This window comes from Rhodanobacter sp. G2-10, from assembly GCF_055809185.1.
Genome location: NZ_CM147900.1, coordinates 3,033,221 through 3,055,208, shown reverse-complemented (window position 1 = coordinate 3,055,208; position 21,988 = coordinate 3,033,221). Strand labels below are relative to the sequence as shown.

Sequence of the window (21,988 nt, the reverse complement as noted above, 5' to 3'; positions counted from 1 at the left end):
TCAGGAAGTGCACTCTGACCCCTGTTTTGGACCCCTGTTTTGCCTGTTTTGGGGAAACTTCAGACTCTGACCCCTGTTTCGTTTTTAGCAGCTAATGAAGGGATACATGAGCAAGCAACACGTCGAGACCAGCAAGTTCCTCAGCTATGTGCTGCGGCACGAGCCGCACGCCATTGGCCTCACGCTCGATAGCGAAGGCTGGGCCGAGATCGACGCGTTGATTGCCGGCGCCCAGCTAGCCGGCAAGACGCTCGACCTGGAGATGATTCAGGCCGTGGTCGCCGGCAGCGACAAGAAGCGGTTTGCGATTTCCGACGACGGCCTGCGCATTCGCGCCGTGCAGGGCCACTCGACCGACACGGTCGCCATCCAGCGCGAGCCCAAGCAGCCGCCCGAGTTTCTGTATCACGGCACCGCCACGCGCTTCCTGGATTCGATCCTGGCCGAAGGCCTGCGCCCCGGTGAACGCCATCACGTGCACCTGTCACAGGACATCGTCACCGCCACTGCTGTTGGGCAGCGCTACGGCAAACCCGTCGTCCTAAAAATTGAAGCCCTGCGGATGCACCGGCAGGGCTTCGTGTTTTTTCAGGCGGACAATGGCGTGTGGCTCACGGAACAGGTGCCACGTATTTTCTTCTCTCGCACAGCGCAATGAACAACTGTCGGAACATTCAATTGTCGTCAAGCTCCTGCTGTTCACGAGCTAAAACATCTCGTGACACCTGCGCCGCATAAGAAATCCATGCATCGAAGTCTTCTAGCTCTGCCTTGATGATCGAAGATTTGTCTTCGCTCCACGGGTTAATGACGACCACCGCTGGAATTGAAGACCGCTCTGCAATAAAGCACGCCACCAAATCTTGACCAACCGCTTGGGCGAATGGCAGGACAGGGCGACCCAAAGGCTCAACACAATATCCAATCGAGCGCTCAGGATCAGGCAAAAACGCCCACGGACTTAGATTCTCAATTACCCGGTTATTCGGCGTCCCCGCCAGCATTGAAGCATAGCGCTCCGGAAAAACAGATCCGATCTCTTCGAGTGCTTTCAAAACGTATGCGCGTGTTTCTTCGATAGAACTCATGGTGACCTCTGCCACGGATACCGATTGAATTGATACCAGATGCTATCTACTGGGTGAATCGCCCCGTGTTTCGTAGACACCTTGCAGTCATAATCCACGGCAGCAGCAGGAGTGTCTATGAGCAGCAAGCGGTACACGGAAGAGTTCAAGATTGAGGCGGTCAAGCAAGTGACGGACCGCGGCCATTCGGTCGCCGATGTTGCCGGCCGGCTGGGGGTGTCGATCCACAGTCTCTACGCATGGCGCAAGCAGTGCGGCAAGTCGGGTCCCGTGCAGGGGACAGCGGCGGGCGAGGCGGAGGAGCTTCGCCGCCTCAAGTCGGAGCTTCGCAGGGTGACGGAGGAGCGCGACATTCTAAAAAAAGCCGCGGCGTACTTTGCCAAGCAGTCCGGGTGAGGTACGCCTTTATGCGCCACCATGAGCGGGAGTTCCGGGTGCGCAGCATGTGCCGGGTGCTGGGCGTGCACCCCAGCGGGTACTACGCATGGCGCCGTGCGCCGCTATCAACACGGGCTCGGGACGATCGACGCGTACTCGGACTGATCAAGCAGTCCTGGCTGGAGAGCGGCAGCGTCTATGGCTACCGCAAGATCACCCGGGACCTGCGTGATCTGGGTGAGCGCTGCGGCAAGCATCGGGTCGCCCGGCTGATGCGCGGGGAAGGTTTGCGGGCACAGGTCGGCTATCGCCGCCGCCCGGGCATGCGCGGGGGCAAGTCGGCCGTAGTGGCCGACAACCACCTGGCGCGGCAGTTCAACCCTGTCGCGGCCAATCGCGCTTGGGTCACCGACATCAGTGTGCCGCAGCAAGCGGCGTGAGAGATGAGGGTAGGTCCCTCGCCATCGGCTTGCAGGAGCAGGTGGCAAACCACCGCAAGCGGCTTGGATCAAAAGTCCCGGTCGTGAGCGTTGCGGAAAAGGCGTCCGTGAGGCGTCAGGTATGAACCCGAAAGACGAACAACCGTGAACAGCCGTTCAAGCGTCGAAAGTGATCAGATGACATCGAAACCGGGGAGTGATGTTGCTCCGGGATCAGTCTGGCAGGTGCCTGCTTATGGGCCAGGCGGTGTCCGGCGTAGAGGCTGCGTGAGTCGGGTTCAGGCTCTTGCGTTGAACTGCGGGAACCTTCGGTGGCGATGGCAAGGGAAAGGCACAAGCCCGCAAGGCGAGGCCGATAGTACCGATGCGTCACCAAGGGGCGGAGCGGTCCGTAGTAGTGATGAAGTCGCGGTAATCGCGATGGAGCGAAGGGGCCGCGTCATCCGCGCACGTTCATGGGTCAACTGCGTGAGCAGGAGGAGCCCATGGGCGTGAGCAAGCCGTTTGCGATTCCCAAGCAGTTGGTCTGGGAAGCGTACAAGCGTGTGAAAGCCAATGGCGGTTCATCCGGGGTCGATCAGGAATCGATCGAACGGTTCGAACAGCGTCTCGGCAACAACCTGTACGTGCTTTGGAACCGGCTCTGCTCCGGCAGCTATTTCCCGCCGCCGGTAAAGGGCGTGGCGATTCCGAAGAAGTCAGGCGGTATGCGGATGCTCGGCGTGCCCACCGTGGCCGACCGGGTGGCGCAGACCGTGGTCAAGATGGTCTTGGAACCGGTGCTTGAGCCCGTGTTCCATCCCGACTCGTACGGCTACCGACCCGGGCGCTCGGCGCTCGATGCGGTGGCCCGTGTACGGCGTCGGTGCTGGGATTACGACTGGGTGATCGAGTTCGACATCAAGGGATTGTTCGACAATATTGACCATGCATTGCTGATGCGGGCGGTGCGTAAGCATTGCCGGATTCCATGGGTACTGCTGTACATCGAGCGTTGGCTCACGGTACCGATGGTGATGGCGGACGGACGGCAGGTGGAACGGACGCAGGGTACCCCGCAAGGGGGTGTCGTGAGCCCACTGCTGGCCAACCTGTTCTTGCATTACGCGTTTGACCGCTGGGTGGCCGAGCATCTGCGCAGTGTGCGGTTTTGCCGCTACGCCGATGACGGGGTCATCCACTGCCAGAGCCAGGCGCAGGCAGAGTATGTCCTGCGTCGGATCGCCGCGCGGTTCAAGGCCTGTGGGTTGGAGCTGCATCCGGACAAGACACGGATCGTCTACTGCCGCGACGTCAACCGTCCAGCGGACTACCCGGTCGTGAAGTTCACGTTCCTCGGCTACACCTTCCAGCCGCGCAAGGCGGTGGACAAGTACGGCCGAATTTATGTGAACTTCTCGCCTGCGGTCAGCCGTGACGCGTTGCGCGCCATGCGGCAGACCATCCGAAGCTGGCACCTTCAGCTCATGTGCGACCGTGAGGTGGGCGATCTGTCCCGCATGTTCAATCCAATCCTTCGGGGCTGGATGAACTACTACGGGCGGTTCCGCGGTTCTGCGATGGACGTCGTGTGGAAGCACGTGAACGCCTACTTGACCCGGTGGCTGAGGCGCAAGTACAAGAAGCTGGCCCGTCATAAAACGCGGGCCATTCGTGCACTTGGCAAGTTGGCAGTCGCCTCGCCCCGTGCCTTCGTGCATTGGGAGAAGGGAATCTATCCTGCGGCTGGATGATGGGAGCCGGATGACGCGAGAGTGTCACGTCCGGTTCTGCGAGAGGCTGGGGCTGCAATGCCCCGGCCTACTCACCCCTATATCCGCACGCACGAAGGTTGGTTGTACCTGGCGGCGGTGATGGACTTGTACTCGCGCAAGATCGTGGGCTGGGCCATGGGATCGACGATGCACACCGACCTGGTGTTGCAGGCGTTGATGATGGCGGTATGGCGGCGCAAGCCACCGGCCGGCTTGCTCGTGCACTCCGATCAGGGAACCCAGTTTACCGGCCACGACTGCCAGGACTTCCTCAAGGCCCATGGCTTGGTCAGCAGCATGAGCCGGCGTGGCAACTGTCATGACAACGCCGTCGCCGAGAGCTTCTTCCAGCTGCTCAAGCGCGAACGCATCCGGCGCCGGATCTACACCACCCGCGATGAGGCCAGATCCGATGTCTTCCACTACATCGAGATGTTCTACAACGTCCGCAGGCAGCACGGCCACAACGACGGGCTGCCTCCGGTAGAGTTCGAAAAGCGACAATCAGTTTGAGGCTTCGGGGTGTCTACAGAAGCCGGGGCGATTCAGGGAAACTTCAGGGTCAGAGTGAACTTTAATTGAGCACCAAACATAAAAAGTCCACCCTGACCCTTGTCTACCTTGTCTACCTTGTTTACCGGCCCAGTTACTTCCCGTCGTCAGCCTTGAGTGTCAACTCCTCTTTCTGCTGTGCGCTGGCCTTGTCCCACTTCTGCATGTAATCCATCTTCTTGGCATGGATGTCGGCCGCGTGGTCGGCGTACCACTGCTTTGCCTGCGGTGTCACGCCAAAACAGGGGTCAGAGTGCACTTTAATTGAGAACGGAGCGTAAAAAGTTCACTCTGACCCCTGTTTTGCACACGAATGGCCCCATCCACCTTTCGGGATTCACCTACAACGCGCTCGGCCAGTTGGCAAGCATTGCCTACCCCGATGGCAATGCCGCCTACTACGACTACACGCGTGGTGCGGTCAGCGGTGTACGCCTCAAGGTTTTCGGAAACACCGTCAACGGCGTCACCAACGTCACCTATCGGCCCATGGACGCAGCGATGTCGAAATGGACGTCGTACAACGGCTTGATCAACACGATCGGCTACGACAGCGATCTGCGGCCCACGGCCATCAGTGTGCCCGGTGTGCAGAGCCTGGCGTTTACGTGGGATACCGCCGACCGCATCACCAGCATCGCCAATGGTGTGAACGGCAACTACACGCAAAGCCTCACCTATGATGCAGTCGACCGATTGACCTCGATGACATCCGGTGCCCGCAATGAGAGCTACCAGTACGATGCCGTGGGCAACCGCATCGGGCAGGTCATAGACGGCGTTGCCACGAGCTTCGCGTATTCGAGCGGCAGCAATCGACTGGTCAGTGCCAGCGGCGGCATCAGCGCTGCGTATGGGTACAACGCCTATGGGAGCACCACCACGATCAATGGCGTGACGATCTACACCTACGATCCATTCGGGCGGCTGTCCAACGCCGGCGGTGCCACGTTCGACATCAGTGCAGAGGATCAGCGACTGCGCAAAGCATTCGGAGGAGACGTCACCTATTTCGTGCCGGGTGCAGGTGGCGGGCTGCTGGCCGAGAACACGAACGGCACCTGGAAGGACTACGTCTGGCTGAACGGTCGCTTGGTCGCGATGGTCACTGGTGGCTCCGTGTATTCGGTGCACGCCGACCAAACCGGCCGGGCGATGGCGTTGACTGCTCCCAACCAGTCAGTGGCATGGGCATCGAGGAACGACCCATTCGACCGCAATACGGTCACCGGCAGCAGCGCCTTTTTCCGGCTGGGCTTTCCGGGTCAGTACTGGGATGTGGAGGACAGTCTCTGGCACAACGGTTTTCGGGACTATGACTCGAAGACAGGGCGGTATATCCAGAGCGATCCGATTGGGCTCGGGGGTGGGGTGAATACGTATGTGTATGTCGGAGGAAATCCGATCTCGTTCGTTGATTCGCTTGGATTAACGCAGGCACAGGTTGATTGCATGCTGGAAAAGGTCAGAAAGAATAATCCGGACCTCAATGTGCCTGCGCGCGTAAGGATTTCTAAGGCATTTGAGGGCATGGATACAGCGATAACCAATCCCATAACAAAATCAGTCATATTAAGTAATTACTACAACGGAGACTTGGATGCAGATGGCTTAGTGAGCGCGTTCAAGACCCTTACGCATGAATCCATACATCGGACCAGACCTCGTAGCGACATGATGAGACGTCCATTTAATCATCCTGATATTTACGAAGAAGCAGCGAGGCGAACTGGCGAATACTTGAAATCGGAGGCCGGGGATGCGTGCGAGTGCAAATAGTGGCGCTAATTTAGCGCGTGTGGCAAGTATTTCCTTCTGTCTTATTGCAATGTTGGTGCTTTCTGCATTTAGCATTCCGTTGCAAATCGAGATTCTAAACAATTCTGGTGGCGTTGCTTCGATTTCTTTCAAGGGCGACCAACACGACACTTCTACTATCGAGATCAAGTCGGGTCAAAAAGCAACAATCGCAAGCCTTCTTGAGCGCTCGTTCGTGATTAAAATTGGGAGCGAGGTTAAACGATATAGAGGTCGGTTATTGCCTGAGGCATTGGTTGATTACAGGGGATGGGGGCCGTTTTTAAAGCGCGTGCTACGAGTGCGCCTGGAGAGCAATGGGTGCATTATCTTCATTCGGCCTAAGAAAATTCATGGACAACAGGATACCTTGAAGCAGCCGGATGGGTTTCCGATTTGTCCCGAGAGATAAGATATAAGGGGACGGATGGAATTAAACGGGTGACCGATGCCTTGAACCGCAAGACGAGCCATGTTCATGACCCCTTGAACCGGGTTACCCGTGCCACCGATGCCGAAAACGGCATCATCCAATATGAGTACGATGCAGATAACCACATCACCCAGGCCACCGGCCCTCGTCGACTGGCAACCAAAACAGCAAAACAGGGGTCACTAAAACAGGGGTCAGAGTGCACTTTAATTGAGCACCAAGCGTAAAAAGTCAGCGAAACAGGGGTCAGAGTAAAACAGGGGTCAGAGTGCACTTTAATTGTAAAACAGGGGTCAGAGTGCACTTTAATTGAGCACCAAGCATAAAAAGTCCACCCTGACCCTTGTCTACCTTGTTTACCGGCCCAGTTACTTCCCGTCGTCAGCCTTGAGTGTCAACTCCTCTTTCTGCTGTGCGCTGGCCTTGTCCCACTTCTGCATGTAATCCATCTTCTTGGCATGGATGTCGGTCGCGTGGTCGGCGTACCACTGCTTTGCCTGCGGTGTCACGCTGACCCAGGATGTCTTGCTCATCCACTGGCTGAAGTCGGCCGATTGGGTGCTGTACTTGGCGCTTGCGTCGTTGTGGATCGGCAACAGTGAAAAGCGTGCCTTCCACATGCCCATGCGCGGACTGACCAGGACGTAGTAGGTCTTGCCCGCGTCCAGATGCGCAATCATGAAGTCCGCATTCTCGGCGACCACCATGAACAGATGATCGCCGGGGTCGGCCTGGTAGCCGATCTTGTCCTTGGTCGACACGATGCCGATGAAGGTATCGCCGCTGTCGTGAGTGTCGTACACGGACGACTGGATGGCGCCACCGAAGAAAGACGGTCGCATGAAGACCACCAGTGCCTTGCCGGAAGCTGGCACGGGTTCTGCCGTGCTCGCGGACGACTTCACCATCAACGACGACTGACAGCCGGTCAACCCGGCCAGCAGCAATACTGCGAAACTCCATCGCATCAAACGCATGTTTTTCCCCTGTTTGGATTCAAAGATCGATGGTTTCCGCCTCTGCTGATGCTGGTTGGATACGTGCTCGGCAGACACGGTTACCGTTCCGGTAGTGTGCGCAAAGAAGTTGTCACGACAGCCACCGGTGAATGAAGAATAACCAGCCATGACAGTTTGTCGAGCCGCAGGAAATTGCGCGCCGAGGGTGACTGTCGAGCGAGGTCCGTAAGGGATGGTCTGATCAACCAAGGTTTGTAGCAAAATCGTCCCGCGGGCGCGCGCATCGCACCCATGCAGCACAGATTGGCCGCTTAAGCGACGATTTCTCGTCAGGTTTTGCGGCATTTTGCCGCCATGACGCGCCCTTTAGGTGCACCTATCCTGCCTTCTCCAGCAGATACTGGCGGGTCATCCACAGGTTGCTCAGCGCAAACAGCGTCAGCACCTGCGCACCGTTCTTGGCCAAACCTCGGTAGCGCACTTTTACGTGACCGAATTGACGCTTGATCACGCGAAACGGATGCTCGACGGCGGCGCGGATCGATGCCTTGATGTGCTCGATTTGCTCCGTCAGTTCACGCAACGTCTTATCCTCAATCGCCTTGACCTTGCTGCGTTTGGCCGCGATGTGCCACTTCCGGCCGCGTTTGGGTGGCACATGCTTCTCGGCACCGATGTAGCCAGCATCGCCAAACACGACGCGCTCTTTGCCGTGCAGCAGATCTCCCACTTGGGTCACATCGCCCACGTTCGCCGCGGTCGTCACCACGCTGTGCACCAGACCGCTCGTCTCGTCCACGCCGATGTGCGCCTTCATGCCGAAATACCACTGGTTGCCTTTCTTGGTCTGGCGCATCTCCGGGTCACGCGCCTTGTCTCGGTTCTTGGTCGAGGACGGCGCACCGAGGATCGTCGCATCCACGATGGTGCCCTGTGAAAGCTTCATCCCTTTGTCCTGCAGATGCTTGTTCACCGCCTTGAACAGCTCTTTGGCCAGCCCATGTTTCTCCAACAGATGGCGGAACTTGCATACCGTCGTCTCATCGGGCACCGGTTCTCGTCCCAGATCAATACCCACAAAGCGCCGCATCGATGTCGAGTCATACAACGCTTCTTCCACAGCCGGGTCACTCAGCGCGTACCACTGCTGCAGAAAGTGGATGCGCAGCATCCGTTCCAAGCCCACCGGACGACGTCCGCCCTCGGGACGAACCTTCGGATAGAACGGTTCAATCACCGCGCACAGCTTCGACCATGGTACGACCTTGTCCATCTCAGCCAGGAACACGTCACGACGGGTGGCCTTACGGTGTGCTTCAAATCCACCATCAGCTTGTGTCGCCAAGGTCAACTGCTCAGGCATCGTCTACACTCCGTCGGACAGGTTCACCCTTCGACAGCGAAGCAAAATCAGAGTTTCCTAAGGTCTCGTTGCCATGCCGCCGCCCAGTGGCGCGGTGCTCGCGGGGTCACTGGCGGGACGGGAAGCGTGCCCTGATGCGGGTTGAGGCGGGTCTGGTGCGTCCGTGTCATGCCATCGCTTTATTTTCACCACAAAAGGTGAAAATATGGCGGCCATGAGCCTGCACCTGACCAGCCGCCAGTCCAACATCCTCGAGTTCATCCGTGCGCGGGTGGTGCAGGCGGGGCGCGCGCCCACGCTGGAGGAGATCGGCCAGGCGATGGGGTTGCCCAATGTCAGCGCGGTGCTGAAGCACGTGCGTTCGCTGGAGGCCAAGGGGCGGTTGACGATCGAGCCGAACCGCTCGCGCGGGATCCGGCTGGTGGATTCGGCCGACGCGCTGGATGCGGACACCATGGAGCTGCCGCTGGTGGGCCGGATCGCGGCCGGTGAGCCGCTGTTTTCCGAAGCGCGGATCGAGCGCACGTTGCGGGTATCGCGCTGGCTGTTCCGCTTGCGCCCGGATTACCTGGTGCGGGTGGTCGGCGATTCGATGCGCGACGAGGGCATCCTCGACCAGGATCTGGTCGGCGTGCATGCCACGCCGGTGGCGCGGCATGGCCAGGTGGTGGCGGCACGGGTCGAGGGTGACCGCTTCACGATCAAGCGGCTGTACTGGCAGGGTGATGTGATCCGCTTGCTGCCGAACAGCCCCGGTTACCAGCCGATCGACCCCGATCCCAGCGAGGACTTCGCCATCGAAGGCCTGTTTGCGGGCTTGCTGAGGGGCAGTTGATGAATGCGGTCGTGCCCTTGTCCTCGCTGCTGGACGCGCGCCAGGTCTGGCGTGGTCGCGCTGCGCCGGTGCCGACGGGCGAGCAGCCGACCGGCTGGGCGGCGCTGGATGCGGTGCTGCCCAGTGGCGGCTGGCCGGCGGCCGCGTTGTCGGAAATCCTGTTGCCGCTGGACGGCGTGGGCGAATTGCAACTGGTGCTGCCCACGCTGGCCCGGCTCAGCCACGGCGCGCGACCGCTGGTGCTGGTGACGCCGCCGTATGCGCCGTGCGTGGCCGGCTGGCGCCAGCATGGCGTGGACATGCGTCGGGTCGAGATCGTCACCGCGGCGGAAAATGATGTGTTGTGGGCGATGGAGCAATGCCTGCGCTCGGGCAGTTGCGCGGCGGTGTTGGCGTGGCCGCGGCAAGCGGACGATCGTGCGCTGCGCCGGTTGCAGGTGGCCGCCGACAGCGGTCGCGCGCTGGCGTTCGCGTTCCGCGACCGGCGCCATCTGGGCAACGCCTCGCCGGCGGCGCTGCGGCTGGAACTGGAAGCCGCGCCACACGCACGGGTGTGGGTCCGCAAATGTCGCGGTGGCGTGGTGCCGGCGCAGCCGGTGTCGCTGCCGTCCGCCGCGTTGCATTGATGGCCGGCGGACATGCTTTGGGCTTGTGTATTGCTGCCGCAACTGGCGCTGGACGGAGTCCTCCGCCGCCGGCCTGACGCCGGTCCGCTGGTGTTGGTGGATGGCGCGGCCAACGCGCGCAGCATCGTGGCGGCAAACACGGCCGCGCGTGAGGCGGGGCTGCGCATCGGCCAGCGGTTGAGCGCGGCGCAGGCCTTGCTGGCGCGTTTCGATGCCTTGCCCTATGACCCCGGATCGGTGCAGCGCTGGCAGCAGTTCCTGGCCGCGGTGGCGTATCGTTACAGCTCCGAGGTGTGCCTGCTGCCGCATGCGATCGTGCTGGAAGTCAGCCGCAGCATGGGCTTGTTCGGTCCCTGGCCGCGACTGGAAAGCCTGCTGCGCGAGGACTTCGCAGCGTTGGGTTTCCGCCACCGGATCAGTGCCGCGCCGACTGCGCACGCAGCCTATGTGCTGGCCGGTGTCGCCGACGGCCAGGCGGTGCTGACGCCCGAAACGCTGTGCCATGCCCTGCAGCGCGTGCCGCTGCAACAGAGCCGCTTGCCGAAGGACGCCAGCGAGGCGCTTCCCGGCATGGGCATCCGCACGCTCGGCCAGTTGTTGCAGATGCCGCGCGACGGCTTGCGTCGACGCTTCGGCGCGCAGCTGCTGCTGGCGCTGGATCGCCTGACTGGCGAGGCGCCGGCCGGGCTGGACAGTTTTCGCCCGCCGGATCGCTTCGACCTGCGCATCGAGTTGCTGCAGGAGGTGGAGAATCTCCCCGCGCTGATCTTCCCGGTGCGGCGCATGACGGCGGATCTGGCCGCCTGGCTGACCGGTCGCGACGGCGGCGTGCAGCGCTTCACGCTGCGGCTGGAACATCGTCAGTCAAACACCGACGTGGCGGTCGGCCTGCTGGCACCGGAGCGCGATGCCGGCATGCTGTTCGAGGTGGCGCGTGGGCGACTGGAACAGGTGCAACTGCCCGAGCCGGTACTGGCCTTGCGCCTGATCGCGCGCGATCTGCCTGCCTTCGTGCCGGCCGGCCGCGACCTGTTCGACGAGCGCCCGGCCAACGCGCTGCCGATCGAGCAATTGCGTGAGCGCTTGCGTGCGCGGCTGGGCGATCAGGCGGTGTACCAACTGGGCAGCACCAGCGATCCACGCCCCGAGCGGGCGCAGGTCATCACCAGTCGCGACGACGGCGCCTGCGAGCCGCATCCGCGACCGACCTGGTTGCTGCGGCGGCCGATCCCGCTGCGCGGTTCGGCGCCACGCATCCTGGCCGGGCCGGAACGGCTGGAAACCGGCTGGTGGGATGGCGGCGAGGTGTGCCGCGACTACTACCTGGTGGAAACCGCGCAGGGCCAGCGCGCGTGGGCATTCTGCGCGCCGGGCGAACAGGAAGGCTGGATGCTGCACGGGTGGTTCGCATGAATGACTATGCCGAGCTGCACTGCCTGTCGGCGTTCTCGTTCGGACGCGGCGCGTCCAGCGCGCGCGAGTTGTTCGAGCGGGCGAAGTCGTGCGGCTACAGCGCGCTGGCGATCACCGACGAATGCTCGCTGGCCGGCATCGTGCGCGCGCTGGAGGCGTCGCGCGCCACCGGTGTGAAGTTGATCGTGGGCGCCGAGTTCCAGCTCGACGACGGGCCCAAGCTGGTGCTGTTGTGCGAGACCAAGGTTGGCTATACCGCGCTGTGCGAGCTGATCACCCGCGGTCGTCGCGCTTCGGCCAAGGGCACGTATCGTTTGAGCTGCGCTGATCTGGCCGGTGGTGTGCCGGGCACGCTGGCCTTGTGGTTGCCGGGGCGGGTACCAGACATCGACCACGGTCGCTGGATGCATGCCACCTTCGATGAGCGGGCGTGGCTGGCGGTGGAGCTGCATCACGGCCCCGACGACGCGCAGCGGCTGCGTGAGCTCGAATCACTGGCGCGGCAACTGGATTTGCGCCTGGTCGCCGCCGGCGACGTGCACATGCATGTGCGCCGCCGTCTTGCCCTGCAGAACACGCTGACCGCGATCCGCCATCGCGTGCCACTGGCCGACGCGGGCGCGCTGATCTTCCGCAATGGCGAGCGCCACCTGCGCCGGCGCGAAGTGCTGGCGGCGATCTATCCCGCGGCCTTGTTGCGCGAGAGCGTGGCGATCGCTGCACGCTGCGTGTTCAGCCTGGACGAGCTGCGTTACCGCTACCCCGCCGAACTGGTGCCGGCGGGACGCAGCGCCAGCGATTGGTTGCGCGAGCTCACCGAACAAGGCGTGCGCTGGCGCTGGCCCGATGGCGTGCCGGAAAAGGTGCGCGCGCAGATCGAACACGAACTGGTGTTGATCGAGGAGCTGCAGTACGAGTCGTACTTCCTCACCGTGCACGACATCGTGCGTTTCGCGCGCAGCCGGGACATCCTCTGCCAGGGTCGCGGTTCGGCGGCCAACTCGGCGGTGTGTTTCGCGCTCGGCGTCACCGAGGTGGATCCGGCGCGGATGAACCTGCTGGTCGAGCGTTTCATCAGCAAGGAGCGCAACGAACCGCCCGACATCGACGTGGATTTCGAGCATGAGCGGCGCGAGGAGGTGATCCAGTACATCTACCGCAAATATGGCCGCGAACGCGCGGCGCTGGCCGCCACGGTGATCTGCTATCGCGGCAAGAGCGCGGTGCGCGACGTGGCCAAGGCGCTGGGCCTGCCGCCGGACCAGGTGGACCAGCTCAGCGCGATCTTCGCCTGGTGGGATGGCGAGACTTCGCTCGATGAGCGCCTGCGCGAGCACGGCTTCGATCCGCACAGCGCGGTGCTGCGCCGGGTGATGAAACTGACCGCCGAGCTGCTCGACCTACCGCGCCACCTGTCCCAGCACGTGGGCGGTTTCGTGATCAGCGATGCGCCGCTCGCCGAGCTGGTGCCGGTGGAGAACGCGGCGATGCCCGAGCGCACCATCATCCAGTGGGACAAGGACGACCTGGACACGATGAAGCTGCTCAAGGTCGATTGCCTGGCGCTGGGCATGTTGAGCTGCGTGCGCAAGTGCCTGGACCTGCTGCGCGCCCATCGCGGCCAGGACTACTCGATGGCGACCCTGCCGGCGGAGGACCCGGAAACCTACCGGATGATCCAGCGTGCCGACACCCTTGGCGTGTTCCAGATCGAGAGCCGGGCGCAGATGGCGATGCTGCCGCGTCACCGGCCGGCGAATTTCTACGACCTGGTGATCCAGGTGGCGATCGTGCGGCCCGGTCCGATCCAGGGCGACATGGTGCATCCCTACCTGCGCCGGCGGCGCGGCGAGGAACCGGTGGACTATCCGTCGGAGGATCTGAAAGCCGTGTTCGAGCGCACGCTGGGCGTGCCGCTGTTCCAGGAACAGGTGATGAAACTGGCGATCGTGGCGGCCGGCTACAGTGCGGGCGAAGCCGACCAGCTGCGCCGTGCAATGGCGGCGTGGAAACGCCACGGCGGCATGGAACACCATCGCGAACGGATCATGCGCGGCATGCTCGAACGCGGCTACACCGCCGAGTTCGCGGCGCGGCTGTTCGAGCAGATCAAGGGCTTCGGCAGCTACGGTTTTCCCGAGAGCCACGCGGCCAGCTTCGCCGGCATCGTCTACGCCAGTTGCTGGCTGAAATGCCACGAGCCGGCCGCGTTCGCCTGCGCGCTGCTCAACGCCCAGCCGATGGGTTTCTACGGGCCCAGTCAGATCGTGCAGGATGCGCAACGCCACGGCATCGCGGTGCGCCCGGTCGACGTGCGCCACAGCGATTGGGATTGCACGCTGGAGGATGACGCGCGTGGTCGCGGCCAACCAGCGCTGCGGCTGGGTCTGCGTCAGGTGCGCGGCATGCGCCAGGACGTGGCCGAACGGCTTTCGGCGGCACGCGCCGCACGCGCTTTCGTCGACGTGGTGGATCTGTGCACGCGCACCGGCATCGACCGGCGTCAGCAGGCGTTGCTGGCCGAGTCGGGTGCCTTGCGCGGACTGGCCGGTCATCGGCATCGGGCGAAGTGGGCGGTGGCGGGAGTCGAAGCGCAATTGCCGCTGTTCGGTCGGGCCAGCCCGGCGGAGGAGTCCATCGTGCTGCCCGCGCCGTCGGTCGCGGAGAACCTGCAGTCCGATTACGCCCGCACCGGGCTCAGCCTGGGTCCGCATCCGCTCAAGCTGATCCGTTCCCGCTTGCGCGCCGCGCGCTTCGCCGATTCACGCAGCCTGCGTGGCCAGCCGCACCAGAGCCAGGTGCGCGCCGCCGGCCTGGTCACCCAGCGCCAGCGCCCGCAAACCGCCGGCGGCACCACCTTCATCACCATCGAGGACGAGCATGGTTTCATCAACGTGGTGGTGTGGAAGGATGTCGCCGAACGGCAGCGGCGCGCCTATCTGGAGGCCAACCTGCTGGGAGTGGAAGGGCAATGGGAGTGCGTCGATGGCGTGAGCCATCTGATCGCCCGACGCCTCACCGACATGAGCGCGTGGCTGGGGACGCTGGACAGCCGCTCGCGCGACTTCCATTGAGTTTTTCATCTGGCCCGGTGGGGGCGCTGCTGCCGGGCGCGGAATCGGGTAGGCTGCAGCTACCGCCGGGGAGTGCGGCTGGCATGGGGATGCCACCGGGCGGTTTTCTTTCACTGCGTCCAAGGGGAATTTATGGGTACTTCTTCGTTTGCTGCGTTGGCCGGCATGGGCCTGTTCGCCATGCTGGTGATGATTGTCGTGGGCATCCTGGTGGGCGCGCTGATCCTGAGCGTGGCGTTTCGGCTGGTGGTCGGCATCATGCCGTCCTATCTGCGTGCCTTGGGTGCCGTGGTGTTGACCTTTGTGGCCGTGTTCGTGGTGTCGATGATTCTCGGCATGGTGCTGCGCGGGGCCGGCGGCGGACTGCTGTCGATGGTCGTGAATTTCCTCGTTGGTGCCGCCGTGGTGAATTACCTTTTGCTTGCCGCGGATGGCAGCAAGATCGGCTATGGCAAGGCCTGCGTGGTGGAGCTGATCTACATGGTGATCGGCATCGTGCTGGCCTTGATCATCGGTTTCATCTTCGCCATGGTGTTCGGCGCGGCGCTGTTCGGCATGCACTGAGTCCGGATGCTGCACGAAATGGCGAGGGCGCACGCGCCCTCGCCATTTCTTTTGAGAATCACACCAGCGTGGTGGCCACGCCAAAGCAGATCGCCATGATCACCGCCACCGCCATGCAGGCGCTGCCGGGACGGATGCGGTGGGCGTCGATGCGCGGCACCAGCCGCCACAGCAGCACCACGCCGATCAGCATGTCCACCACCAGCGCCACGCGCAGCAGACCCGAGCTGAGCAGGCTCACGTAGGGTGGCTGCAGATGCCCCTCGTACGCCGCGACGCCGACGATCAGCGCCATGCCGAGCAGGCTCCACAGCAGGCAGGCAAAATAGAGGCGGTTGAACACCACCGGGCAACGCTCGATCCAGCGCAGCACCGACCAGCCGATCAGGGCAAACAACAACGCAGCCAAGCTGCTGTACAGCACCCACCACAGCAGGGTGCTGATCACGGTAAGCAGGGTGGTCATACGACTTGCTTGAACCCCAATTTGCGAAGCAGCTTGGACATCAGCCACGCCGGGCCGATCAGCAGGTAGGAAAGGTCGGTGAGGAAGCTGGGTTTGTGACCTTCGATCTTGTGGCCGATGAACTGGCCGATCCACGCCACCACGAACACGCCGACCGCCCAGTAGCACAGCTGCGTCGCGCCGAGGCGCCAGTACAGGAAATTGGTGAGCAGGCCGAGCAGGGCGAACACGATCAGCAGACCGATCGCCAGCCGGTGCGAGCGCCGCCAGTACCAGTAGAACGCCAGCACCATCACCAGCACCGCCCAGGAGCCGGGGCGCAAGCTGGAGAACGGCACCGGGGTCGCCCACAGCAGCGCGATCACCGACCACACGATCGGCGGCACGCAAAACCAGTGGAATATCTGGTTGGTCGGATTGCGGTGATCGGCGCTGTAACTGTCGATCCAGTCCTGCATGGTGCGCATGAGCGTTCCCCCGTGGAAGGTTCAGTCGAGCCGGATGCCAGCCAGTCGCTGCAGGGCTTCAGCATACTTGGCCGCGGTGCGGGCAATCACCTGATCGGGAATCACCGGCCCGGGCGCGGTCTTGTTCCAGTCCTGCGTTTCCAGCCAGTCGCGCACGAATTGCTTGTCGTAGCTGGGCGGGCTGATCCCGGTGCGGTATTCGTCGGCGGGCCAGAAGCGGGAGGAGTCCGGGGTCAGCATCTCGTCCATCACGTAGAGCTTGCCGTCCGCGTCGGTACCGAACTCGAACTTGGTGTCGGCGATGATGATGCCGCGCTCGGCGGTATACGCGGCGGCCCACTGGTAGATTGCCAGGGTGGCGTCGCGCACCTGGTTGGCCAGTTCGCTGCCGACGGCGTCGACGACTGAGTCGAAGCTCACGTTCTGGTCGTGGTCACCCACGGCGGCCTTGGTCGAAGGCGTGAAGATCGGCGCCGGAAGCTGCTCGGCCTGCTGCAGTCCGGCGGGCAGCGCGATGCCGCACAAGGCGCCGGTGGCCTGGTAGTCCTTCCAGCCCGAGCCGATCAGGTAGCCGCGGGCGATCGCCTCCACCGGCACCGGCTTCAGCCGCCGCGTCACCACCGCGCGCTTGGCGTACAGGTCAAGATCGGTGCCCGCCGGCAGCACCTCGGCCAGCGGCACGTCGAGCAGGTGGTTGGGTACCAGGTGCGCGGTCTTGCCGAACCAGAAGTTGGACATCTGGGTCAGCATCTCGCCCTTGCCGGGGATCGGGTTGGGCATCACCACGTCGAACGCGGAGAGGCGGTCGGTGGCCACCATCAACAGCCGGTCATCGGACAACGCGTAGACATCGCGCACCTTGCCGCGGTGGATCAGCTCGAGGCCGGGCAGGTTCGATTGCGGCAGGGTGGTAGGCACGGCGACGGGTTCCACGGCTTGGGAAAGCTCCATTCTAGCGGCTGCCGTCACGGTGCCGGGCAGGTGGCGCCGGAAAATCGGCTCCGCTGCTAGAATTGGCGACCTTTAGCCCCATGTGTTGCCGATGCGCATACTCCTGATCGCGGCGTTCTGCCTGGCCGCCTTGCCCAGCTTTGCCCAGACTCCGGCCAAACCGAGTCGATTGGGCCTGTGCGCGGCATGCCATGGTGAAACCGGTCACGCGCAGATGCCGGGTGTGCCCAACCTGGCCGGGCAGCGGCTGGATTACCTGCGCGATGCGCTGAAGCAATATCGCGACGGCCGTCGCAGCGTGCCGGTGATGCGCGCGGCGATCGGCCCGCTCAGCGACGCCGAACTCGACGCGCTGGCGCACTGGTACAGCGCGCAGTCGCCGCAGCCGCAGGTGCATCCGTGAGTTTCACCTACACGATCTGGTTCGGCATCTTCGGCTTGCTGATCGGGCACGCGCCGGGCGCCGTGGTGGGCGCCGTGATCGGCTTCATCTTCGACAACCTGCGCCACAGCCAGCGCCGGCAGGCCACGCCCGAAGCCGGCGGCTTCGTGGGGCCGCTGTTCACCCTGCTGGGCGCGGTGGCCAAGGCCGATGGTCGGGTGTCCGAGGCCGAGATCGCCGTGGCCGAGCGCCTGATGACGCGGATGGGCCTCACCGCGGATCAGCGCAAGCAAGCCGTGGCCAGCTTCAACGCGGGCAAGCAGCCGGAGTTCGACGTCACCCGCACTGTCGCCGAACTGCGCAACTGGGTCGGCATGCGCCGTGACCACGCGTTTCCGGTACTGGATGTGGTGATCGAAACGGTGCTGGCCGAAGGCAATCCCGGTCCCGAGAAGATGTCGATCCTGCGCCAGCTGGCCTTTGCGTTGCGGATCAGCGACATGGAGCTGATGGCGCTGATGGCGATGAAGGGCTATGCGTGGAATGCCGGTGCCGGCCCGCAGGGGCACGGCCGCGCCTGGAACACCGGCAGCGGCTACGTGCCACCGCAACGCACGCCGCAAGGGCCGGACCCGTATGCCGTCCTCGGGATCGACCGCAATGCCGACGAGCGTGCGATCAAGCGGGCCTACCGCAAGCTGATTTCCGAACACCACCCGGACCGCCTCGGCGACCTGCCCGAAGACATGCGCCGTCGCGCCGAGTCGCGCGCCAGCGAGATCAATGCGGCGTATGACCGGATCAAGGAAGCGCGCGGGTTCAAATAATCGTAGATTGAGGTGCCGTCATGCCCAAGCAATCCCCCATCATCGCCCCGTCCATCCTCGCCGCCGATTTCGCGCGGCTGGGCGAAGACACTGCCGCCGCGCTGGCGGCTGGTGCCGACTGGGTGCATTTCGACGTGATGGACAATCACTACGTGCCGAATCTCACGATCGGCCCGATGGTGTTGAAATCGCTGCGTGGCTACGGCATCAGCGCGCCGATCGACGTGCACCTGATGGTCAAGCCGGTGGACCGCATCGTGCCGGATTTCGCCAAGGCCGGCGCCAGCCTGATCAGCTTCCACCCCGAGGCCAGCGAGCATATCGACCGCACGCTGGGCCTGATCAAGGAATCCGGCTGCCAGGCCGGGCTGGTGTTCAACCCGGCCACGCCGCTGGACCACCTGGATTACGTGATGGACAAGCTGGACATGATCCTGATCATGTCGGTGAATCCGGGCTTCGGTGGCCAGAAGTTCATCCCCGGCACGCTGGACAAGTTGCGCCAGGCGCGCCAGCGCATCGAGGACAGCGACCGCGCCATCCGGCTTGAAGTGGACGGTGGCGTCACCGCCCAGAACATCGGCGCGATCGCCGCCGCGGGCGCCGACACCTTCGTCGCCGGCTCGGCGATCTTCCACGCGGATGACTATCGGGCCGAGATCGCCGCCATGCGCAAGGCGATCGGCTGAGGATGTCCGCCGCCATGCGCAAGGCGATCGATTGAGGATGTCCGCCGCCATGCGCAAGGCGATCGGCTGAGGACGTTCGTCACCGGCGCAAACCGCACATAAAAAACCCGGCGCAATTGCGCCGGGTCAAACGTCGTCGGAGACGTGAGAGGAAACACCATGGATTGGCGCGTGCCGATGCGAGAGCAACAGAGGGAGGGGAAACCCTCGCATCGGCACGTTCCACGGCAAAGGGGAACGCTCGCCAATCACTAAGTCTGACCGGGTCGTTGCGGATTGGTTCCCGTCGTCGGCAACGATCCGCCGATGGCCAGGTTCAGGTTCATGCGGCGTGCCTGAACCACGTAGCGCAGCGGGCCGCCCGGCACGATCGCATCGAAGGGATAGCAGGTGACCAGCCACAGGCCGTCCGCGCTGCCCGCGGCGGGGATACGGACTTTGCGGCTGTCGATGATGCGGCTGCCGGTGACCTGGTATTCGCTGCCGCCGCGCGGGCCGTCCAGGTGCAATCGGTCGCCCGGCCACAGCATCTGCAGAAAGCGGAACTGGGTGTCGCGATGGGCGCTGATCACGCTGAGCCCGTGCGTACCCGGCACCGCGCTGGCAGGCGTCCAGCCGGGGCCGAAGGCCAGCGCCTGGCCGCTGTCATCGTTGAGCACGATCAGGTCCTGGTGCAGCCGTGGCACGCGCAGGCGGGCGATCGGCGCCATGTCGGCCCAGGGCCACGGACGGCGAACTTCACGTCCCTGATCCGAGCGTGCCCAGGCGCGTCCCAGCAGCAGTTGCGCCAGCGCCGCCTTGGCGTGGATCCAGATACCGTCCAGGCCCAGGCCGGCGGCCAGCATCAGCGCGCCGAACATCAGCCAGCGGAAAAACCGTCGTTGTTTCATCGCGGTGCCCTCTGCATCCACCACGCCAGCGCGGCCAGCAACAGCGCGCACAGGGCCAGCCACAGCTCCAGTTCGGCCGGGGTGGCGGTCTGCGCAAAGTGCGTGCCCGATGGCATCACGTTGGGGATCTGTTCGTGCCGCAGCGCGGCGTCGGCGGTGCGCGCCGGGGTGCGGTCGACCGCCACCAGAGAGGTGTACGGGCTGACCAGATGCGCGGCCAGCGCGGTATCGGTGATCTGCTTGACCAGCGCCGTCGACTCGCCGCCGCGCGCCAGCTGGTCGGTCAGATCGGCGATGCGCGCCTGCGCCCACAACCGGTCCAGTCCGCGGGCCGCGGTCGCGCCGGAAAGATCGGCCGGCACCGTCCATGCCCGCTCGGCCAGCTGACCGCGCACCTGAACCTGGGTGATCGGCCTGGCCAGTTTCGCCGTGACTAGCAGCGGCTCGCCCCGGTAGAGGTCGGGCAGTCGCTGCGGGTAAGCCTGCGTGCCAGCCGGCCAGTCCACGTGCAGCTCGCGCATGGCCGGGTGGTCGAGTTTCTGCAGCAGCTCATGCATCTTCGCATCCAGCGCGGCGCGATCGGCGATCAGGGTTTCGCTGCCGCGGCCATGGCGTGCGGCGGCCTGCAGGAAGCCGGCGTTGGGCGCGCTGCCGATGCCGATCGGGAACAGCCGCGAGTCGCCCAGCTGCCGGTCGATCAACTGCATCAGCCCGTTCGGATCGTCGACCGCGCCGTCGGTGGCAAACAACACCTGGCGCACATAGCCCGGCGGTGCGTGACCGGACAGCGCAAAGCTCAGCGCGGGCGCCATCTCGGTGCCGCCACGCGCCTGCAATTGGTCGATCCAGGCTTGCGCCTGCTGCACCGCTTCGGGCGAGGCGGCGACCGCATCGGGGCGCCATGGATTCAGGATCGAGTTGAATTCCGCCACGTTGAAACGATCGCCGGGTTGCAGCTGGCTCAGCGCCAGATCCAGCGCCGCACGGGCCTGGCGGATCGACTCGCCGCCCATCGAGCCGGAGGTGTCGATGATCAGGATCAGTTCGCGCGGCAAGCGTTGCGCCGGTTGCTGCGGTGGCAACAACATCAGCATCGCGTAGTGCGCGCCGTCGATGTCCTGGCTGAAGCTGGCCACGTTGGGTTGGGCTTGCGGCGCGGGCTGCCAGCGCAGCACGAAATCACGATCGGGGATCACGCTCGCATCGCGCAGACGGATATCCCGGCGCTTGCCCTGGCGGGTGCTGACGATCGCGTGGCTGGGGCTTTCCACCGCAGCCAGCGGCACGCCGGCGTCCAACTGCACGGTGATATGCGTGCGCAGCGGCGCCTTGGCGTCATCGTCGGTAAACACCTGCGGCGTGCGGATGCCGGCGTCGTCCGGCTGCGCGCCTGCGCGCATGTGGTAGCGCGGGGTGAAGGTGAGTGGAAAGCGCAGCGAGAACTCACCGGCGCGATAGTCGATGCGCTGCCAGTAATGCAGCTCGATCGTCACCGTCTCGCCGGGTGCCACGTTGGTCACCGCGGTGCGGAACAGGTTGCCGCAGTCCGCTTCGAGCAGAGCCGCCTGCTGCCCGTTGGCGCGAGCCTGCGCGAACGCCTTCTGCGCGGCTTCCTTGCGCTGGATCTCCGCCACGATATGGCGCTCGCCGATTTCCAGCGACATCGAGTACACCGCAGCGCCAGGCGGCAGCGGCAGCAGGTAATCGCCTTCCAGCCAGTCCTTGCCGGCATTGCGGAATTGCTGGCGGACCTGCACCTCGGCGACCAGTCCGCTCACGTGGTAATCGACGTCAGTGTCGAGGCTGGCCAGGGTCTGGCTGTGGCCAGCGCGGTCATGCAGGCGCAGCTCGCCGCTGCCGGGTGCGGTGGCGTGCGCGGCGAGGCCGAACAGCAGGCCGCCGAGCAACAGCAGGTGGCGCAGCGTGGGCAGCAATCGTGGTGATGCATGCATGGTCCTTCTCTCCTTGTGAGTGCCGGTGGCACGACTGCATTGCCGCACGGGCTGCGGTCGGGACGGCGACGTGCCGGCGGCGCGGGAC

22 protein-coding genes and 2 pseudogenes are annotated in these 21,988 nt (G+C 63.9%); 15 read left to right on the top strand and 9 right to left on the bottom strand.

What is annotated here, in order from left to right; all coding sequences use genetic code 11:
• Nucleotides 1–106: 106 nt before the first annotated feature.
• Entirely contained in the window at nucleotides 107–658 is a 552-nt protein-coding gene (locus AC0L58_RS13840; RefSeq protein ID WP_473684346.1) for an RNA 2'-phosphotransferase, read from the top strand.
• Between the two features lie 16 nt (nucleotides 659–674).
• Here the strand turns inward: AC0L58_RS13840 and AC0L58_RS13835 are convergent, their stop codons facing one another.
• A complete protein-coding gene (locus AC0L58_RS13835; RefSeq protein ID WP_473684344.1) occupies nucleotides 675–1,088 on the bottom strand; it encodes a hypothetical protein in 414 nt (137 codons plus the stop codon).
• A 117-nt stretch (nucleotides 1,089–1,205) separates the two neighbouring features.
• Here AC0L58_RS13835 and AC0L58_RS13830 point away from each other — a divergent pair.
• The 3 genes and pseudogenes from AC0L58_RS13830 to AC0L58_RS13820 form a co-directional block, all read left to right on the top strand.
• Nucleotides 1,206–1,885: pseudogene (locus AC0L58_RS13830) on the top strand (IS3 family transposase); the annotation flags it as partial.
• 506 nt (nucleotides 1,886–2,391) lie between these two features.
• The gene (ltrA, locus tag AC0L58_RS13825) at nucleotides 2,392–3,639 is read left to right on the top strand and encodes a group II intron reverse transcriptase/maturase (protein ID WP_473683945.1); all 1,248 of its coding nucleotides are present in this window, start codon (nucleotides 2,392–2,394) and stop codon (nucleotides 3,637–3,639) included.
• A 78-nt stretch (nucleotides 3,640–3,717) separates the two neighbouring features.
• Nucleotides 3,718–4,173 (top strand): annotated as a pseudogene (locus AC0L58_RS13820) (IS3 family transposase); the annotation flags it as partial.
• A gap of 133 nt (nucleotides 4,174–4,306) precedes the next feature.
• Here AC0L58_RS13820 and AC0L58_RS13815 read toward each other — a convergent pair.
• On the bottom strand, nucleotides 4,307–4,447 hold the full coding sequence (locus tag AC0L58_RS13815) for a hypothetical protein (RefSeq protein WP_473684342.1): 141 nt from the start codon (nucleotides 4,445–4,447) through the stop codon (nucleotides 4,307–4,309).
• A 29-nt stretch (nucleotides 4,448–4,476) separates the two neighbouring features.
• Between AC0L58_RS13815 and AC0L58_RS13810 the strand changes: the two genes are divergently transcribed.
• From AC0L58_RS13810 to AC0L58_RS13800, 3 genes are read left to right on the top strand one after another with little or no spacing between them, the layout of a single operon-like run.
• The gene (locus AC0L58_RS13810) at nucleotides 4,477–5,991 is read left to right on the top strand and encodes an RHS repeat-associated core domain-containing protein (RefSeq protein WP_473684341.1); all 1,515 of its coding nucleotides are present in this window, start codon (nucleotides 4,477–4,479) and stop codon (nucleotides 5,989–5,991) included.
• Nucleotides 5,972–6,421 (top strand): hypothetical protein, encoded by a 450-nt coding sequence (locus tag AC0L58_RS13805; protein ID WP_473684339.1) that lies wholly within the window; start codon nucleotides 5,972–5,974, stop codon nucleotides 6,419–6,421. The genes AC0L58_RS13810 and AC0L58_RS13805 overlap by 20 nt, the downstream gene beginning before the upstream one ends.
• 29 nt (nucleotides 6,422–6,450) lie before the next feature.
• On the top strand, nucleotides 6,451–6,669 hold the full coding sequence (locus AC0L58_RS13800) for an RHS repeat domain-containing protein (RefSeq protein WP_473684337.1): 219 nt from the start codon (nucleotides 6,451–6,453) through the stop codon (nucleotides 6,667–6,669).
• 141 nt (nucleotides 6,670–6,810) lie between these two features.
• On the opposite strand, the gene AC0L58_RS13795 is transcribed toward AC0L58_RS13800, so the two are convergent.
• Both AC0L58_RS13795 and AC0L58_RS13790 read right to left on the bottom strand, forming a co-directional pair.
• Entirely contained in the window at nucleotides 6,811–7,746 is a 936-nt protein-coding gene (locus AC0L58_RS13795) for a hypothetical protein (RefSeq protein ID WP_473684335.1), read from the bottom strand.
• A gap of 31 nt (nucleotides 7,747–7,777) precedes the next feature.
• On the bottom strand, nucleotides 7,778–8,764 hold the full coding sequence (locus AC0L58_RS13790; protein ID WP_473684333.1) for an IS5 family transposase: 987 nt from the start codon (nucleotides 8,762–8,764) through the stop codon (nucleotides 7,778–7,780).
• 214 nt (nucleotides 8,765–8,978) lie between these two features.
• Here AC0L58_RS13790 and lexA point away from each other — a divergent pair, with 214 nt between their 5' ends.
• From lexA to AC0L58_RS13765, 5 genes are all read left to right on the top strand, one after another.
• Entirely contained in the window at nucleotides 8,979–9,599 is a 621-nt protein-coding gene (gene lexA, locus AC0L58_RS13785; RefSeq protein WP_473684331.1) for a transcriptional repressor LexA, read from the top strand.
• Entirely contained in the window at nucleotides 9,599–10,225 is a 627-nt protein-coding gene (gene imuA, locus AC0L58_RS13780; RefSeq protein WP_473684329.1) for a translesion DNA synthesis-associated protein ImuA, read from the top strand. The genes lexA and imuA overlap by 1 nt, the downstream gene beginning before the upstream one ends.
• A 12-nt stretch (nucleotides 10,226–10,237) precedes the next feature.
• A complete protein-coding gene (locus AC0L58_RS13775; protein ID WP_473684327.1) occupies nucleotides 10,238–11,638 on the top strand; it encodes a Y-family DNA polymerase in 1,401 nt (466 codons plus the stop codon).
• Nucleotides 11,635–14,712: an error-prone DNA polymerase gene (locus AC0L58_RS13770; RefSeq protein ID WP_473684325.1), complete on the top strand. Its 3,078-nt coding sequence runs from the start codon at nucleotides 11,635–11,637 to the stop codon at nucleotides 14,710–14,712. Before AC0L58_RS13775 ends, AC0L58_RS13770 begins: the two co-directional genes overlap by 4 nt.
• Before the next feature lie 132 nt (nucleotides 14,713–14,844).
• Nucleotides 14,845–15,276 (top strand): hypothetical protein, encoded by a 432-nt coding sequence (locus AC0L58_RS13765; RefSeq protein WP_473684324.1) that lies wholly within the window; start codon nucleotides 14,845–14,847, stop codon nucleotides 15,274–15,276.
• Nucleotides 15,277–15,334: 58 nt separating this feature from the next.
• Here the strand turns inward: AC0L58_RS13765 and AC0L58_RS13760 are convergent, their stop codons facing one another.
• From AC0L58_RS13760 to AC0L58_RS13750, 3 genes are read right to left on the bottom strand one after another with little or no spacing between them, the layout of a single operon-like run.
• Nucleotides 15,335–15,742 carry a hypothetical protein gene (locus AC0L58_RS13760; RefSeq protein WP_473684322.1) on the bottom strand — a complete coding sequence of 136 codons (408 nt, stop codon included), beginning with the start codon at nucleotides 15,740–15,742 and terminating at the stop codon, nucleotides 15,335–15,337.
• A complete protein-coding gene (locus AC0L58_RS13755) occupies nucleotides 15,739–16,209 on the bottom strand; it encodes an Mpo1 family 2-hydroxy fatty acid dioxygenase (RefSeq protein WP_473684320.1) in 471 nt (156 codons plus the stop codon). The genes AC0L58_RS13760 and AC0L58_RS13755 overlap by 4 nt, the downstream gene beginning before the upstream one ends.
• A 21-nt stretch (nucleotides 16,210–16,230) precedes the next feature.
• Nucleotides 16,231–17,127 carry a phosphoribosylaminoimidazolesuccinocarboxamide synthase gene (locus tag AC0L58_RS13750; protein WP_473684318.1) on the bottom strand — a complete coding sequence of 299 codons (897 nt, stop codon included), beginning with the start codon at nucleotides 17,125–17,127 and terminating at the stop codon, nucleotides 16,231–16,233.
• 124 nt (nucleotides 17,128–17,251) lie between these two features.
• Between AC0L58_RS13750 and AC0L58_RS13745 the strand changes: the two genes are divergently transcribed.
• From AC0L58_RS13745 to rpe, 3 genes are read left to right on the top strand one after another with little or no spacing between them, the layout of a single operon-like run.
• Entirely contained in the window at nucleotides 17,252–17,563 is a 312-nt protein-coding gene (locus tag AC0L58_RS13745; protein ID WP_473684316.1) for a c-type cytochrome, read from the top strand.
• Complete coding sequence (gene djlA, locus AC0L58_RS13740) at nucleotides 17,560–18,369, top strand: co-chaperone DjlA (protein ID WP_473684314.1); 810 nt, start codon at nucleotides 17,560–17,562, stop codon at nucleotides 18,367–18,369. The genes AC0L58_RS13745 and djlA overlap by 4 nt, the downstream gene beginning before the upstream one ends.
• A gap of 20 nt (nucleotides 18,370–18,389) precedes the next feature.
• On the top strand, nucleotides 18,390–19,058 hold the full coding sequence (gene rpe / locus AC0L58_RS13735) for a ribulose-phosphate 3-epimerase (RefSeq protein WP_473684312.1): 669 nt from the start codon (nucleotides 18,390–18,392) through the stop codon (nucleotides 19,056–19,058).
• A 251-nt stretch (nucleotides 19,059–19,309) separates the two neighbouring features.
• On the opposite strand, the gene AC0L58_RS13730 is transcribed toward rpe, so the two are convergent.
• The gene (locus AC0L58_RS13730) at nucleotides 19,310–19,948 is read right to left on the bottom strand and encodes a class GN sortase (RefSeq protein WP_473684310.1); all 639 of its coding nucleotides are present in this window, start codon (nucleotides 19,946–19,948) and stop codon (nucleotides 19,310–19,312) included.
• Nucleotides 19,945–21,900, bottom strand: coding sequence for a marine proteobacterial sortase target protein (locus AC0L58_RS13725; RefSeq protein WP_473684309.1), 1,956 nt, complete (start codon nucleotides 21,898–21,900; stop codon nucleotides 19,945–19,947). Before AC0L58_RS13725 ends, AC0L58_RS13730 begins: the two co-directional genes overlap by 4 nt.
• Nucleotides 21,901–21,988: the final 88 nt, after the last annotated feature.